Below are 15,534 nucleotides of genomic sequence, written 5' to 3'. Positions count from 1 at the left end.
AGATGAGCGCGAGGCTCAGGAGACGCCCAGCTCCTTGGCGTTGGCCTTGAGGTCCTCAATGCCACCGCACATGAAGAACGCCTGCTCGGGGAAGTGGTCGTACTCACCGTCGCAGATCGCGTTGAACGCGGCGATCGACTCGTCGAGCGGCACGTCCGAGCCGTCCACGCCGGTGAACTGCTTGGCGACGTGGGTGTTCTGGGACAGGAAGCGCTCCACACGACGGGCACGGTGGACAACGAGCTTGTCCTCCTCGCCCAGCTCGTCGATACCGAGGATCGCGATGATGTCCTGGAGGTCCTTGTACTTCTGCAGGATCGTCTTCACGCGCATGGCCGCGTTGTAGTGATCCGCAGCGATGTAGCGCGGGTCCAGGATCCGGGACGTGGAGTCCAGCGGGTCCACGGCCGGGTAGATGCCCTTCTCGGAGATCGGACGGGACAGAACCGTCGTCGCGTCGAGGTGGGCGAAGGTGGTGGCCGGGGCCGGGTCGGTCAGGTCGTCCGCGGGGACGTAGATCGCCTGCATCGAGGTGATCGAGTGACCACGGGTCGAGGTGATGCGCTCCTGGAGGAGGCCCATCTCGTCGGCCAGGTTCGGCTGGTAGCCCACCGCGGAGGGCATACGGCCGAGCAGGGTCGACACCTCGGAACCGGCCTGCGTGAAGCGGAAGATGTTGTCGATGAAGAACAGCACGTCCTGCTTCTGGACGTCACGGAAGTACTCGGCCATGGTGAGGCCGGCCAGCGCGACGCGCAGACGGGTGCCCGGGGGCTCGTCCATCTGACCGAAGACCAGGGCGGTCTTGTCGATGACGCCCGAGTCGGTCATCTCCTCGATGAGGTCGTTGCCCTCACGGGTGCGCTCACCGACACCGGCGAACACGGAGACACCGTCGTGGTTGTTGGCGACGCGGTAGATCATCTCCTGGATGAGCACCGTCTTGCCGACGCCGGCACCACCGAACAGACCGATCTTGCCGCCCTTGACGTACGGGGTCAGCAGGTCGATGACCTTGACGCCGGTCTCGAACATCTCGGTCTTCGACTCGAGCTCGTCGAAGTTCGGGGCCTTGCGGTGGATGCCCCAGCGCTCGCCGTCGTACTTCTCGTCGACGTTCAGCACCTCACCGAGGGTGTTGAACACCTTGCCCTTGGTGAAGTCACCGACGGGCACCGTGATGGAGTTGCCGGTGTCGGTGACCACGGCCTGGCGGACCAGACCGTCGGTGGGCTGCATGGAGATGGTGCGGACCAGGCCGTCGCCCAGGTGCTGGGCGACCTCGAGGGTCAGCGTCTTCTTCTCGCCGGCGTTGGCCGGGTCGGCCACCTCGACGTGAAGGGCGTTGTAGATCTCCGGCATCGCGTCGACGGGGAACTCCACGTCGACGACCGGGCCGATGACCCGGGCGACGCGGCCCGTAGCCGCCGCGGTCTCAACAGTGGTGGTCATTATCGGTCACTCCCCGCGGTCGCGTCGGCCAGGGCGCTCGCGCCACCGACGATCTCGCTGATTTCCTGGGTGATTTCGGCCTGGCGGGCCGCGTTGGCAAGACGGGAGAGCGTGTTGATCAGCTCGCCCGCGTTGTCGGTGGCCGACTTCATCGCGCGCCGCGTGGCGGCGTGCTTCGAAGCGGCCGACTGGAGCAGCGCGTTGTAGATACGGCTTTCCACGTAGCGCGGCAGCAGGGCGTCGAGGACGTCCTCCGCCGAGGGTTCGAAGTCGTACAGCGGGAGGATCTCGCCCGTGGGGACGGCCTCTTCCGCGACTTCTTCGAGACGCAGCGGCAGCAGCCGGGCGTCGAGCGCGGTCTGCGTCATCATCGAGACGAACTCGGTGTAGACGATGTGGAGTTCGTCCACGCCGCCCTCGGCCGTGTCCTTCTCGATGGCCTCGATCAGAGGCTCCGCCACCTTCTTGGCGTCTGCGTACGACGGCTCGTCGGTGAAGCCCGTCCACGACTCCGAGACCTTGCGCTCACGGAAGTTGTAGTGGGCGACACCACGGCGGCCGACGATGTACGTGTCCACCTGCTTGCCCTCGCGCTCCAGGCGCGCGGTCAGCTGCTCCGCCGCCTTGATGGCGTTGGAGTTGAAGGCGCCGGCCAGACCGCGGTCGCTCGTGAGGAGCAGGACCGCGGCACGGGTCGGGTTCTCCGCCTCCGTGGTGAGCGGGTGCTTGGTGTTCGAACCCGTACCGACCGCCGTGACCGCACGCGTCAGCTCGGTCGCGTAGGGCGTGGAGGCCACCACCTTGCGCTGCGCCTTGACGACGCGCGAGGCGGCGATCATCTCCATCGCCTTCGTGATCTTCTTGGTCGCGCTGACGGATCGGATGCGACGCTTGTAGACCCGGAGCTGGGCTCCCATGAGTCAGGTCCCTTCCTTACGTCACTTGGCGGCAGCGGCAGGAACGTCCTCGCCGAGCAGCTTGCCGTCCGAGGTCTCGAACTGCTTCTTGAACTCCGCGACGGCGTCGTCGATCGCCTGGATGGTGTCGTTCGACATCTTGGCGCCCTCGCGGATCGAGGTGAGCAGACCAGACTCCTTGCGGTGCAGGTAGTCCAGCAGCTCCTTCTCGAAGCGGCGGATGTCGACGACCGGAACGTCGTCCATACGGCCGTTGGTGCCGGCCCAGACGGAGACGACCTGGTTCTCGGTGGCCATCGGCTGGTACTGGTCCTGCTTCAGCAGCTCGACCATGCGCTGACCGCGCTCCAGCTGCTGCTTCGACGCGGCGTCCAGGTCGGAACCGAAGGCGGCGAACGCCTCCAGCTCACGGAACTGGGCGAGGTCCACGCGCAGACGGCCGGAGACCTGGCGCATCGCCTTGTGCTGTGCGGAACCACCGACTCGGGAGACGGAGATACCGACGTTCAGCGCGGGACGCTGACCGGCGTTGAACAGGTCCGACTCCAGGAAGCACTGGCCGTCGGTGATGGAGATGACGTTGGTCGGGATGAACGCCGAGACGTCGTTGGCCTTGGTCTCGACGATCGGCAGACCGGTCATCGAGCCGGCACCCATGTCGTCGGAGAGCTTGGCGCAGCGCTCCAGCAGACGGGAGTGCAGGTAGAAGACGTCACCCGGGTAGGCCTCACGGCCCGGCGGGCGGCGCAGCAGCAGGGACACGGCGCGGTAGGCGTCGGCCTGCTTCGAGAGGTCGTCGAAGATGATGAGGACGTGCTTGCCCTCGTACATCCACTGCTGACCGATGGCCGAACCGGTGTACGGCGCCAGATACTTGAAGCCGGCCGGGTCGGACGCCGGGGCCGCGACGATGGTCGTGTACTCCAGGGCGCCGTTCTCCTCCAGCGCGCGGCGCACGCCGGCGATGGTGGAGCCCTTCTGGCCGATGGCGACGTAGATGCAGCGGACCTGCTTCTTCGGGTCGCCCGAGCGCCAGTTGTCGCGCTGGTTGATGATCGTGTCGACGGCCAGGGCGGTCTTGCCGGTCTGGCGGTCACCGATGATCAGCTGACGCTGACCACGGCCGATCGGGGTCATCGCGTCGACGGCCTTGTAGCCCGTCTCCATCGGCTCGTGCACCGACTTGCGCTGCATGACCGTGGGGGCCTGCAGCTCGAGGGCGCGGCGGCCGGACGTCTCGATCTCGCCGAGGCCGTCGATCGGGTTGCCGAGCGGGTCGACGACACGGCCGAGGTAGCCCTCGCCGACCGCGACGGAGAGGACCTCACCGGTACGCGTGACCGGCTGACCCTCCTCGATGCCACTGAACTCACCGAGGACGATGGCACCGATCTCGCGCTCCTCGAGGTTGAGGGCGAGGCCGAGGGTGCCGTCCTCGAACTTCAGCAGTTCGTTGGCCATGGCCGAGGGCAGGCCCTCGACCTTCGCGATGCCGTCGCCGGCAAGGGTGACCGTACCGACCTCCTCGCGCGAGGCCGCGTCCGGCTTGTACGACTGGACAAAGTTCTCCAGCGCATCCCGGATCTCCTCCGGCCGGATCGTGAGCTCCGCCATCTGGGTTCCCTGCTCTCCTTGTTGGGCCCGAAGTTTCGGTGGGGGTCTGGGGGCGACCCCCAGGAATCCTCTTCACGGCCCAACCAGGGCCGTAAGTACGTACTGCTTTTCTCGAATGCCGGGTGCTGCTAGCTCGCCATGCGGCGGGCCGCGTCCTCCAGCCGGTCCGCGAGGGAACCGTTGATGACCTCGTCACCGACCTGCACCCTGATCCCGCCAACGACCTCGGGGTCGACGTCCAGGTTGAGGTGCATCCGGCGGCCGTAGAGCTTGGTCAGGGCGGCGCCGAGGCGCTGCTTCTGGCCGTCGCTCAGCGGCACCGCCGAGGTGACGACGGCGACCATGCGGTCCCGGCGCTCGGCGGCGAGCTTGGACAGGGACTCCAGTCCCGACTCCAGGCTACGTCCACGCGGCGCGGTCACGAGGCGCGTCACCAGACGCTCGGTGGCGGGCTTGGCCCGGCCGCCGAGGAGCCGGTGCAGCAGCTCGACCTTGGCCGAGGCGCTCGCGGAGCGGTCGGTGAGCGCTGCGCGCAGCTCGGTGTTCGAGGTGACGATCCGGCCGAACCGGAACAGCTCGTCCTCGACGTCGTCGAGCGTGTTGGCCTTCTCCGCCGCCGTGAGGTCGGCGATGTTCGCCAGCTCCTCCAGCGAGTCCACCAGGTCACGCGACTGCGACCAGCGGGAACGAACCATGCCGGACACGACGTCGACCGTGGTCTCGCCGACCTGGCCGCCGATCAGGCGCCGGACCAGCTCGGCCTTGGCCTCACCGGGCTGCGCCGGGTCGGTGAAGACCCGACGCAGGCTGGGCTCGCGGTCGAGCAGCGCGGTGACGGCCGCCAGCTCGTCCGCGAGCTGGACGGCGTCCACGGACGTGGAGTCCGTCAGCGCGTCGAGACGCTCACGTGCGGCTGCCAGGGCCTCGCGGCTCGCTCCGTTCATCGCGTGGCCTCGGCCTTCTCCTCGAGCTCGTCGAGGAAGCGGTCGATCACACGGCTCTGCCGGGCGTGGTCCTCGAGGGACTCACCGACGAGCTTGCCGGCCAGATCGGTGGCGAGCTTGCCGACGTCCTGACGCAGGGCGCCCGCGGCGGCCTTGCGGTCTGCCTCGATCTGGGCGTGACCGGCGGCGACGATCTCCTCGCGCTGCCGCTGGCCCTCGGCCCGCATCTCGGCGATGAGGGCGGCACCCTGCTCCTGCGCCTCCTGGCGCAGGCGGGCGGCCTCGTGCCGGGCCTCGGCGAGCTGGGCCTTGTACTGCTCGAGGACGCTCTGGGCCTCGGTCTGCGCGGCCTCGGCCTTCTCAATACCGCCCTCGATGGCCTCGCGACGCTCTTCCAGAACCTTGTTGATGGTCGGGAGGAGCTTCTTGGCGAGGAAGATGAAGACGATGGCGAAAGCAATCAGGCCGATGACAAGCTCTGGGATCTCGGGGATCAGAGGATTCTGCTCCTCTGTCGCCGCCAGCGTTACCAGGGCGTTCACATCAGTGCCTTCCGTCTAAGGGAGTTGCGTCGAAGCGCGCTTCAGCTACGGAAGAGGAAGCCCATGACGATACCGATCAGCGCCAGGGCCTCACAGAAGGCGAAACCCATGATCTGGTTGGCGCGGATCAGACCGGCAGCCTCGGGCTGGCGGGCGAGAGCCTGGGTGCCGTTACCGAAGATGATGCCGACGCCGATGCCGGGGCCGATCGCAGCGAGGCCGTAGCCGACCGAACCGAGGTTGCCGGTAACGCCGTCGGCGGCAAGGAACTGGAGAGCGGACATGCCGGATCTTCCTTCTCTTTACGCGTACCGGTGGGGGTTGGCCACCGGACAGTCAGGTTGGACAGGGAGGGCGAGGAGGCTCAGTGGTGCTCGGCGAGAGCGCCCTGAACGTAGTTGCAGGCGAGGAGTACGAAGACGTACGCCTGAACAGCCTGGATGAAGAGCTCGAACGCCGTGAGCAGCACGGTCATCACGAACGAGGCGCCAGCGTAGATGATGCCGACTCCGTTCAGCAGGTACCAGCTGCCGATGGTGAAGGTCAGCAGCAGCAGGTGGCCGGCGAACATGTTCGCGAACAGTCGGACCGCGTGCGTGAAGGGGCGGATCAGGACGTTCGAGAAGAAGTCGATGATCACGATCACCGGCAGTACGGCGCCGAGCGACTTGTCGTAACCGGTGATGTTCTTCAGACCGCCGAGGAACCCGTGCTTCTTGAACGTCAGGAACATCCACAGGATGTAGACGATGGCCGCCAGACCCGCCGGGAAGGCGATCATGGAGGTCACGGGGAACTGTGCCAGCGGGATCACGGACCACAGGTTCATGATCCAGATGAAGAAGAACAGCGACACCATGAGCGGTACATACTTCTCGCCCTCGCGCTTGCCCAGCGTCTCGTAGACGATGCCGCGGCGGACGAAGTCGTACCCGGCCTCACCGATCATCTGGAGCTTGCCCGGCACGAGCTTGGGCCTGGCGAACGCGGCCCAGAAGAAAGCGACGATCGCGACCGTGCCCAGCAGGGCCAGCAGCATCGGCTTGTTGAACTCGAACCCGCCGACAGTGAAGAGCGGCTTGAAGACAAAGGAATGCAGGCCGGGAGCCGGGAATCCACATCCGGTGAAGATGTGACAGTCGGACTCGAAGGCGAGCACCTGCGTCGGGTCAGCACTCACCGCGGGCTCCTTCATCGTGGCGCATAGATACGGCAACCTCGTTGTGTCGGCGCGACGCGGGGCCGCGGTTCGGCACGGGACTGGTGTTACGGATGTGGGGGCGGCTGTGGGGCATCTCGCCTCGCGATTGAACAGGCGTCAGCTCAGATGCCCGCGCCCGCGATGCCGCAGTTGGCACCGGACGATAGCAGCATCTCCTGCGTGCCTTTATCCCGGCCCTACCTCTCACCGTGAGTGCCCTGTCTGCTCGGGCTTGTCGCCCGTCGACGAGGCATCAGGTTCGACGTAGAGGATCTTGGCCTTCATGTGGGCACGGGTCTGCGCGACGATCCACGCCAGAGTGGTGACCACGAGAACGATGGCGAAGACACGGGGATTGAACAGGTTCGTGTCCTTGAACACGGCCACGAAGACGACCAGCAGGAGCAACTGGGCCGTGTAGAGCATCAGCCCCATGCCCTGGAAGAGCTGCGGAAGCGACTTCGCGATGCGCTGCAGAACGTAGAGACCGGACCCCATGAAGAGGCACACGACCGCCGTCGCGACGACAGCCCCGATCGCTCCCTTGCCGCCCGCGACCACTGCGCCGACGACGACGCAAAGTGCGCCGACGACAGCCGTGGGTACGGCGGCCTGGGCCAGGATCCGGGCGTCATTGGACGGCATGGCGGCAACTCCGCTTTCACAGGGGGCAGGTGTCGTCATGGACGAGCGTAGTCCCGGGCTGAGTGATCGAGACCTCACGCCATTGGACCGACGCACTTCGGTCCTTCGGCTCTATCCGGGGTTCTCGTGAACCGTATCACAAACTATTTGATGAGGTCTTTACCTGGTAGGTGTGCGGGGGGGGGGGGGGGGGGGGGGGGGGGGGGGGGGGGGGGGGAAAAAGGGGGGGGGGGGGGGGGGTGGGGGCGCCCTGTTTCTCCCCCCCCCCCCCCCCCCCCCTCCCCTCCCCCCTCCCCCCCCCCCCTCTCCTTCCCCCCCCCCCCCCCCCGCCTCCCCCCCCCCCCCCCCCCCCCCCCCCCCCCCCCGCGTCTGTGCAAAAACCGGGGTGCCTTGTCTGGTATTGGGACCCTTTGCTCCCCCACGACTTGGCAATGCTCTAGTCAGATTCTTACCTTGCCGAGTTACTCGGTCCCGGCCTCCTCCGCTGACGCGGCCAGCTTGAGAGCCTCCTCGATCAGGGTCTCCGCGATCTTGGATTCGGGCACGGTCCGCACGACCTCGCCCCGGACGAAGATCTGCCCCTTGCCGTTGCCGGAGGCCACACCCAGGTCCGCCTCCCGGGCCTCGCCCGGTCCGTTGACCACACATCCCATCACCGCGACCCGCAGCGGGACGTCCATGCCCTCCAGGGCGGCGGTCACCTCCGCGGCCAGGCGGTAGACGTCCACCTGGGCCCGGCCGCACGACGGACAGGAGACGATCTCCAGCTTGCGCGGGCGCAGCTCCAGCGCCTGCAGGATCTGGATGCCGACCTTGACCTCCTCCACCGGCGGCGCCGACAGCGACACCCGGATCGTGTCCCCGATGCCCTGCCGGAGCAGGGCGCCGAAGGCCACGGCCGACTTCACCGTGCCCTGGAAGGCGGGGCCGGCCTCGGTGACACCCAGGTGCAGGGGGTAGTCGCACGCCTCGGCCAGCAGTTCGTAGGCGCGGATCATCACCACCGGATCGTTGTGCTTCACGGAGATCTTCAGATCGTGGAAGTCGTGCTCCGCGAAGAGGGACGCCTCCCACAGCGCGGACTCCACCAGCGCCTCGGGGGTCGCCCTGCCGTGCTTGGCCAGCAGGCGGGCGTCCAGCGAACCGGCGTTGACCCCGATCCGGATCGGGGTGCCCCGGTCCTTGGCCGCGCGGGCGATGGCCGCCACCTGGTCGTCGAACTTCCTGATGTTGCCCGGGTTCACCCGGATCCCGGCGCAGCCGGCGTCGATGGCGGCGAAGACGTACTTCGGCTGGAAGTGGATGTCGGCGACGACCGGCAGGGACGACTTGGCCGCGATGACGGGCAGCGCCTCCGCGTCGTCCTGCGACGGGCACGCGACCCGGACGATGTCGCAGCCCGCCGCCGCCAGCTCGGCGATCTGCTGGAGGGTCGCGTTCACGTCGGCCGTGACCGTCGTGGTCATCGACTGCACCGAGACGGGGAAGTCTCCGCCGACGCCCACCGCGCCCACGTGCAGCGCGCGGGTCCTGCGGCGCTCCCCCAGGGTCTGCGGCGGTACGGCGGGCATACCGAGCTGGACCGTCATTCTTGTCGTTCCCTCCTGGTCGGTGTGGTGACGCTGGTGTCACAGGTCACCGTGGTGCCCCTGATATGAAGTGGTGCCCGTGGTGTGTTTGGTGCCCGTGGTACCTGCGGGGCCGGTGGTGTCCTCGGGGCCGTCCAGCGCGCGCAGGGCCGTGCGGAGGATCCCCTCGGCCGTCAGACCCGCGCGGGCCAGGATGTCCTCGCGCCGGCCCTGGGCCAGGAACCGCTGGGGCAGGCCCATGACCTGGACCGGGCGGCGGGCGCCGGCGTCCGCGAGCGCCTGGGCCAGAGCGGCCCCGGCACCGCCGGACCGGCCGCTGTCCTCGACGCTGACCACCGCCCGGTGCGCGAGCCCCAGGTCGATCAGGGCGGGTGCGACCGGCTGGATCCAGCGCGGGTCCACCACGGTGACGCCGACACCGCGCTCGCGCAGCAGCTCCGCGGCGGCCAGGCAGACGGGGGCGAGCGGGCCGACGGACACCAGCAGCACGTCGGGGTCCGCACCGGAGCGGTGCAGCACGTCCAGGCCGGCGACCGTGTCGAGGGCGGGTACGGGGTCGGCCGCCGCACCCTTGGGGAAGCGCACCGCGGTGGGTGCGTCGTCGACCGCAACGGCCTCCCGCAGCGCACGGCGCAGGGTCTCGGCGTCACGCGGAGCGGCCACCCGCAGCCCGGGCACGAGCTGGAACAGGGACAGGTCCCACATGCCGTTGTGCGACGGGCCGTCGTCGCCGGTGGCCCCGGCCCGGTCCAGGACGAAGGTGACCGGCGCGCGGTGCAGCGCGACGTCCATGAGCAGTTGGTCGAAGCCGCGGTTGAGGAAGGTGGCGTAGACGGCCACGACCGGGTGCACGCCGCCGAGCGCGAGTCCGGCGGCCGCGGTGACGGCGTGCTGCTCCGCGATGCCCACGTCGAAGGTCCGCTCGGGGAAGCGCCGGGCGAAGGTGCTGAGCCCGGCCGGCTCCAGCATGGCCGCGGTGAGGGCGACGAGGTCGCTCCGGCGCTCGCCGAGGTTGGCCAGCTCCGCCTCGAACACCGAGGTCCAGGACGGCCGGGGCGCCACCGGGGCGGCGCCCGCGGCGGGCCTGGCGCGGACCACGTGGCAGCGGTCGGCCTCGTTCTGCTCGGCCGGGGCGTGTCCGCGTCCCTTCTGGGTCACGCAGTGCACGACCACCGGCCGGCCCAGCGCGACGGCCCGCCGCAGCGCCTCCTCCAGGGCGTCGACGTCATGGCCGTCGACGGGACCCAGCTGGGCCAGCCCCAGGTTCTCGAACAGGCCGGGCAGTCCGGGGTCCCGGTCGCCGGCCCGGCGGGCCGCGAGGTGCTCGGCTATGCCGCCGACGGTCGGCGCGTAGCTGCGGCCGTTGTCGTTGAGCACGATCACGACGGGGCGGTGCGGTGCCGCCGCGATGTTGTTCAGCGCCTCCCAGGCCATACCGCCGGTGAGGGCGCCGTCGCCGATCACGGCGACGACGCTGCGGTCGGTGACCCCGCGCAGCGCGTGCGCCCGGGCCAGGCCGTCGGCGTACGACAGGACGGTCGAGGCGTGGGAGTTCTCGATGACGTCGTGCGCGGACTCCTCGCGCGAGGGGTATCCGGACAGGCCCTCGGGCCGGCGCAGCGCGTCGAAGGCGCCGGCGCGGCCGGTGAGGATCTTGTGCACGTAGGTCTGGTGGCCTGTGTCCCACAGGAGCGTGTCCCGGGGCGAGTCGAAGACGCGGTGCAGGGCGAGGGTCAGTTCCACCACGCCCAGGTTGGGCCCGAGGTGGCCTCCGGTGCGGCCGACCTTGTCGACGAGGAAGCCGCGGATCCGGGCCGCGAGTTCCTCGACCTGTGCCGTGGTCAGGTCGCGCAGGTCCGCGGGGCCGCGCAGCTCGGTCAGCGGGGCGAGGGGGCGTTCGATACTGGTCGTCATGGGGGTCCTCACCGGTTCTCGTCGGCCAGCGGCGTGCGCGGGGCCCGCCCGGTGACCGGGTCGGCCAGTCGCGAGGGCATGGCGAAGACCACGTCCTCCGGGGTCCCGTCGTCCGTGCGGATGTCGGCGAGCCCGAGTTCGGTCAGGCGGTCCACCAGGCCGCGCACCAGAATCTCCGGCGCGCTGGCGCCGGCGCTGATGCCGACCGTGCCGACCGACTCCAGCCAGCGCTCGTCCAGGTGCGTCACGTCGGGGACCAGATGGGCGGAGCAGCCCTCGCGGCGGGCGACCTCGACCATCCGCAGCGAGTTGCTGGAGTTCTCGGAGCCGACGACGAGCACCAGGTCGCACGAGCGGGCCAGGGACTTCACGGCGTTCTGCCGGTTCTGGCTCGCGTAGCAGATGTCGTCGCCGTGCGGGCCGACGATGTCGGTGAAGCGCCGGTGCAGGGCCTGGACGACCTCGGCGGTCTCGTCGAAGGACAGGGTGGTCTGGGTCAGGTACGCCACCGGGGTGTCGTCGGGAAGGTCCAGCCGCGCGACGTCCTCGGCGCTCTCCACGACCAGGGTCCTCGCGGGCGCCTCACCGCGGACCCCCTCGACCTCCTCGTGGTCCTCGTGCCCGACCAGCAGGATGGTGCGCCCGTCACGGGCGTAGCGGACCGCCTCCTGGTGCACCTTGGCCACCAGCGGGCAGGTGGCGTCGATGACGTCGAGCCGCCGTGCGGCCGCGCCCGCCCGCACCTGCGGGGAGACGCCATGGGCGGAGAAGACGCACACGGCGCCCTCGGGCACCTCGTCCTCGCTGTCCACGAAGACCGCGCCGCGCCGCCGCAGTTCACCGACGACGTGATGGTTGTGCACGATCTCCTTGCGGACGTACACGGGCGCGCCGTACAGGTCCAGGGCGCGTTCGACGATGCCGATGGCGCGCCGTACGCCCGCGCAGAAGCCGCGGGGTTCGGCCAGGAGGACGCGCCCGCGGGGCGTCGTCTGCTCGGTGGTCATAGGGGCCTTCCTTGCGTCTGGAGTTCTGTCCGGGGGTGCGCCTCGTGGGCGCGCCACAGGGCGGCGTAGTGGCCGCCCAGCGCGAGGAGTTCGGTGTGCGTTCCGTCCTCGCACACGCGGCCGTCCCGCAGGACGAGCACGCGGTCGGCGCGGGCCGCCAGGGCGAGCCGGTGGGTGATGACCAGCGTGGTGCGCCGGGCCGCGAGCCGGTCGGTGGCCGCGTCGACCATGGCCTCGGTGGCGGGGTCCAGGGCGGACGTCGCCTCGTCGAGGAGCAGGACGGCGGGCGCGGCCAGCCGGGTCCGGGTGAGGGCGATCAGCTGGCGCTGGCCCACGGAGAGGTTGCCTCCGCCCTCGGTGAGCCGGTGGTGGTACCCGTGGGGCAGCGCGGTGATGAAGGAGTGGGCGCCGGTCAGCCGGGCCGCCGTCTCGACCTCGTCGTCCGTGGCGTCGGCACGCCCGTAGGCGATGGCGTCCCGGACGGTCCCGGCGAACAGGTAGGGCTCCTGGGGGATGAGGCCGAGCCGTTGCCGGTAGGCGCTCAGGTCGAGTTCGCGTACGTCCTGTCCGTCGACGAGGACGGCGCCGGCGGTGGGGTCGTAGAACCGTGCGACCAGTTTCAGCAGGGTCGACTTGCCCGACCCGCTCCCGCCGACGACGGCCACCCGCTGCCCGGCGGGGATCCGGACGCTCAGGCCGGTCAGGGCGGCCGCCCGGCGTGCCACGCGGCCCGCGGTGTCCTGCGTGCCGTCCGCGTACCGGAAGTGGACGTCGTGGAGGACGATCTCGCCGCTCAGCGGACCCACGGGGCGGGGCCGCGCGGCCTGCGGTGTGCCGGTGGGCAGCCGCAGCAGCTCGTCGATCCGGTCGAGGGAGACCCGTGCCTGCTGGAAGGTGTCGTACAGCTGGGAGATCTGCTGGACGGGGAGGAAGAACAGCTCCAGGTACAGCAGGTAGGCGACGAGTGTGCCCGCGCTCATGGAGCCGCGTTGGACCTCGTGCGCCCCGTAGGCCAGCAGGCCGGCCGCGCAGACGGCGGCCAGGCACTCGATGAAGGGGAAGTACAGGGCCATCAGGTACTGCGAGCGGATCCGCGCCCGCCGGACCGCGTCGCTGTGTGCGGCGAACCGGCGCAGGAACGCCTCCTCCTGGCGGAACGCCTGGATGACGGGCATGCCCTGCGCGCCTTCCTGCAGAGCGGCGTTGACCGTGGCGGTCCGCTCCCGCGCCAGCCGGTAGGCGACCAGCGACCGGCGGCGGAACACGGCCGTGGCCAGGTACAGGGCGGGCAGCAGAAGCAGGGCCGCCAGGAGCAGGACGGGGTTGGCGACCAGCAGGACGACCAGGACCCCGCCCATGGTCAGCAGGCCGGCGAGGAAGCCCGTCAGCCCTGTCTGCAGGAACCCTGAGACGGCGTCCACGTCGGTGGTCATCCGGGTGAGGGTCCGGCCGTCGGCCTCCCGCTCGTAGTGGTCCAGGCCCAGCCGGTGCAGCTGGGCGGCCATGCGGACCCGCAGGGCGTACAGCAGGCGTTCGCCGGTGCGTCCGGTGACCCGCAGGGAGCCGCGCTGGACCAGCCAGCGCAGCAGCGTGACGGCCAGGGCGGCGGCGCACGCCGCCGACAGCGCGGCGGGAGCCGCACCGTCGGTGATGCTCTCGATGCCCCGGCGCACGGCGTAGGGCTGGGCGAGACCGCACAGGACGTCGGCGGACACCAGGGCCAGGCCTGCCGCGAGCGGCAGCCAGAAGCCCCGGGTGAGCCTGCGGAGCCCGAACGTGCCGCCGACGTCACGGGCCAGCGCGTCCTCGTCCACCGCCGGGTCCTCGTCGTCACCGGAGGGCCCGGGCGTGGACGCGGAGGCAGGCGCGGAGGCGGACGCGGACCGCGTGTGCGGACCGGGCGCGGGACCGGTCGGCGGCGCGGGCCGGGCGGACGGCTCGGCCGGGGCCGCGTCGAAGTGGGCACGGTAGAGGGCGCAGCGGGTGTGCAGTTCGTCGTGGGTGCCCAGGTCGGCGAGCCGGCCGCGGTCCAGTACGGCTATCCGGTCGGCCAGGGCCAGGGTCGATCTGCGGCGTGCGACCACGAGTGTCGTCCGGCCGTCGGCATGGACGCGCAGGCCCTCGTGGATCGCCGCCTCCACGGCGGGGTCCACCGCGGAGGTTGCGTCGTCGAGGATCAGCAGACGGGGCCTCAGGAGCAGGGCGCGGGCCAGGGCGAGGCGTTGGCGCTGGCCGCCGGAGAGGGTCCGGCCCCGTTCGCCGACCTCGGTCAGGTAGCCGTCGGGCAGGGCCGAGACGAAGCCGTCGGCCTGGGCGAGCCGTGCCGCCTCGCGGATCTCGTCGTCGTCCGCGTCGGGACGGCCCAGCGCGATGTTGTCGCGGATGCTCCCGGCGAACAGGAGACTCTCCTCCGGCACCAGGGCGAGGGAGGCACGCAGCGATTCCAGGCTCAGTTCGCGTACGTCCGTGCCGCCGATCCGGACGGCGCCCGTGCGCGCCTCGTGGAACCGGGCCGGGAGCAGGGCGAGCGTGGACTTGCCTGATCCCGGCCCGCCGACGACGGCGACCGTCTCGCCGGGTTCGATCCGCAGCGACAGGTCGTCGAGCACGGGGCGGTCGGGCGTGTACCGGAAGACGACGTGGTCGAACTCGACGGCCAGGGGCCCGTCGTCGGGCAGTCGGGCGGCGCCGTCCGCGCGCCGCGGCGGTGCGTCGGTCAGCTCCAGCACGCGTGCGACGGCGGCCGTGGCCTGCTGGACGGAGTTCGCCAGACCCGCCAGGATGCCCAGCGGACCCGCCAGCTGGATGAGGTACATCGAGAAGGCGACGAACGTGCCGAGGCTCAGCCGGCCCCCGGCAGCCGCCCAGCCGCCGAGGGCCAGGACGGCGATCTGGGCGAGCGCCGGTACGGCCTGCAACGGCGGCTGGTAGCGGGCGACCAGCCGGGTGACGCGCATGCGCGCGGCGTACAGCCGCCGGGCCGCCTCCGTGTACCGGGCGGTCTCCCGCTCCTCGCGGCCGAAGGCCTTGACGAGTTGGACGCCGGCGACGGAACTCTGTACGACGCCCGCGGCGGTGGCCGACCGGTCCTGGGCCTGCCAGGTGGCGGCCAGCAACTGCGGGTGGCTGCGCCGGGCCAGGGCCCACAGGACGGGGACCATGAGCAGGCTCACCGCCGTCAGCGGCAGGGAGAGCACGGCCATCACGGCGAGCACCCCGACGACGGTGGTGACGTGGGAGACCACGGCCGGCAGCATGGCGACCAGGCTGTGCACCCCGTTCAGGTCGACCGTGGCGCGGCCCATGAGCTGTCCGGGGCCCAGGTCCTGCTGCCCGGGACCGTCCGGGCGGGACACCGCCCGGAACAGCGCCACGCGCAGATCGTGCTGGACGTCGGCGGCGAGCCGGCTGGCGTGGAAGCGGCGCAGAAAGGTCAGCGCGTACCGGGCCGCGGCGACGACCAGCAGCAGGATCGTCCACGGGAGCAGGGGGCGCTCGCCCGCGACGACCACGTCGTCCAGCACGATCTGGGTGATCAGCGGCACCGCGACGCTGGTCGCCGTGGCGCCCACGGCGCCGGCCAGCGACTGCGCCAGGGCCCCGCGGTGACGGAGACAGTGGCCGAGCAGGCGCCGCAGTGGACGGCCGCGGGGGGCTTCCGCGTCAACAGCGGGTGGCGCCACGTCGGTTCCTTTCCTGAGCTTGCGTG

12 protein-coding genes are annotated in these 15,534 nt (G+C 70.5%); all 12 read right to left on the bottom strand.

Annotation, left to right across the window (positions count from 1 at the left end):
- Positions 1–15: 15 nt before the first annotated feature.
- The 12 genes from atpD to AC07DS_RS38340 all read right to left on the bottom strand — a co-directional run bounded on the left by atpD (position 16) and on the right by AC07DS_RS38340 (position 15,508).
- Entirely contained in the window at positions 16–1,452 is a 1,437-nt protein-coding gene (atpD, locus tag AC07DS_RS38395) for a F0F1 ATP synthase subunit beta (protein ID WP_479153122.1), read from the bottom strand.
- Positions 1,452–2,369, bottom strand: coding sequence for a F0F1 ATP synthase subunit gamma (locus AC07DS_RS38390; protein WP_479153120.1), 918 nt, complete (start codon positions 2,367–2,369; stop codon positions 1,452–1,454). Before AC07DS_RS38390 ends, atpD begins: the two co-directional genes overlap by 1 nt.
- 21 nt (positions 2,370–2,390) lie before the next feature.
- A complete protein-coding gene (gene atpA / locus AC07DS_RS38385) occupies positions 2,391–3,983 on the bottom strand; it encodes a F0F1 ATP synthase subunit alpha (protein WP_479153118.1) in 1,593 nt (530 codons plus the stop codon).
- 128 nt (positions 3,984–4,111) lie between these two features.
- Positions 4,112–4,927, bottom strand: coding sequence for a F0F1 ATP synthase subunit delta (locus tag AC07DS_RS38380; protein ID WP_479153116.1), 816 nt, complete (start codon positions 4,925–4,927; stop codon positions 4,112–4,114).
- Positions 4,924–5,469, bottom strand: a complete 546-nt coding sequence (locus tag AC07DS_RS38375; RefSeq protein ID WP_145883646.1) for a F0F1 ATP synthase subunit B — start codon at positions 5,467–5,469, stop codon at positions 4,924–4,926. The genes AC07DS_RS38380 and AC07DS_RS38375 overlap by 4 nt, the downstream gene beginning before the upstream one ends.
- 41 nt (positions 5,470–5,510) lie before the next feature.
- Positions 5,511–5,753 (bottom strand): ATP synthase F0 subunit C, encoded by a 243-nt coding sequence (gene atpE, locus AC07DS_RS38370; protein ID WP_094216096.1) that lies wholly within the window; start codon positions 5,751–5,753, stop codon positions 5,511–5,513.
- An 80-nt stretch (positions 5,754–5,833) separates the two neighbouring features.
- Positions 5,834–6,664: a F0F1 ATP synthase subunit A gene (atpB, locus tag AC07DS_RS38365; protein WP_145883647.1), complete on the bottom strand. Its 831-nt coding sequence runs from the start codon at positions 6,662–6,664 to the stop codon at positions 5,834–5,836.
- 210 nt (positions 6,665–6,874) lie between these two features.
- Positions 6,875–7,315, bottom strand: a complete 441-nt coding sequence (locus tag AC07DS_RS38360) for a hypothetical protein (RefSeq protein ID WP_479153113.1) — start codon at positions 7,313–7,315, stop codon at positions 6,875–6,877.
- A 461-nt stretch (positions 7,316–7,776) separates the two neighbouring features.
- On the bottom strand, positions 7,777–8,904 hold the full coding sequence (gene ispG / locus AC07DS_RS38355) for a flavodoxin-dependent (E)-4-hydroxy-3-methylbut-2-enyl-diphosphate synthase (protein WP_479153111.1): 1,128 nt from the start codon (positions 8,902–8,904) through the stop codon (positions 7,777–7,779).
- 39 nt (positions 8,905–8,943) lie between these two features.
- Positions 8,944–10,818 (bottom strand): 1-deoxy-D-xylulose-5-phosphate synthase, encoded by a 1,875-nt coding sequence (locus tag AC07DS_RS38350; protein WP_479153109.1) that lies wholly within the window; start codon positions 10,816–10,818, stop codon positions 8,944–8,946.
- Between the two features lie 8 nt (positions 10,819–10,826).
- Positions 10,827–11,825: a 4-hydroxy-3-methylbut-2-enyl diphosphate reductase gene (locus AC07DS_RS38345; protein WP_479153107.1), complete on the bottom strand. Its 999-nt coding sequence runs from the start codon at positions 11,823–11,825 to the stop codon at positions 10,827–10,829.
- On the bottom strand, positions 11,822–15,508 hold the full coding sequence (locus tag AC07DS_RS38340; protein WP_479153105.1) for an ABC transporter ATP-binding protein: 3,687 nt from the start codon (positions 15,506–15,508) through the stop codon (positions 11,822–11,824). The genes AC07DS_RS38345 and AC07DS_RS38340 overlap by 4 nt, the downstream gene beginning before the upstream one ends.
- Positions 15,509–15,534 lie beyond the last annotated feature (26 nt).

It is taken from the genome of Streptomyces sp. NPDC044064, from assembly GCF_056434245.1.
Note: the sequence above shows the minus strand (reverse complement) of the source record. Positions and strands in the feature narration are given on the sequence as shown.

Bases quoted from the DNA above. Each gene is read 5' to 3' on its own strand.
- atpD (WP_479153122.1), bottom strand. From the start codon at position 1,452: ATGACCACCACTGTTGAGACCGCGGCGGCTACGGGCCGCGTCGCCCGG.
- AC07DS_RS38390 (WP_479153120.1), bottom strand. From the start codon at position 2,369: ATGGGAGCCCAGCTCCGGGTCTACAAGCGTCGCATCCGATCCGTCAGC.
- atpA (WP_479153118.1), bottom strand. From the start codon at position 3,983: ATGGCGGAGCTCACGATCCGGCCGGAGGAGATCCGGGATGCGCTGGAG.
- AC07DS_RS38380 (WP_479153116.1), bottom strand. From the start codon at position 4,927: ATGAACGGAGCGAGCCGCGAGGCCCTGGCAGCCGCACGTGAGCGTCTC.
- atpE (WP_094216096.1), bottom strand. From the start codon at position 5,753: ATGTCCGCTCTCCAGTTCCTTGCCGCCGACGGCGTTACCGGCAACCTC.
- atpB (WP_145883647.1), bottom strand. From the start codon at position 6,664: ATGAAGGAGCCCGCGGTGAGTGCTGACCCGACGCAGGTGCTCGCCTTC.
- AC07DS_RS38360 (WP_479153113.1), bottom strand. From the start codon at position 7,315: ATGCCGTCCAATGACGCCCGGATCCTGGCCCAGGCCGCCGTACCCACG.
- ispG (WP_479153111.1), bottom strand. From the start codon at position 8,904: ATGACGGTCCAGCTCGGTATGCCCGCCGTACCGCCGCAGACCCTGGGG.
- AC07DS_RS38350 (WP_479153109.1), bottom strand. From the start codon at position 10,818: ATGACGACCAGTATCGAACGCCCCCTCGCCCCGCTGACCGAGCTGCGC.
- AC07DS_RS38345 (WP_479153107.1), bottom strand. From the start codon at position 11,825: ATGACCACCGAGCAGACGACGCCCCGCGGGCGCGTCCTCCTGGCCGAA.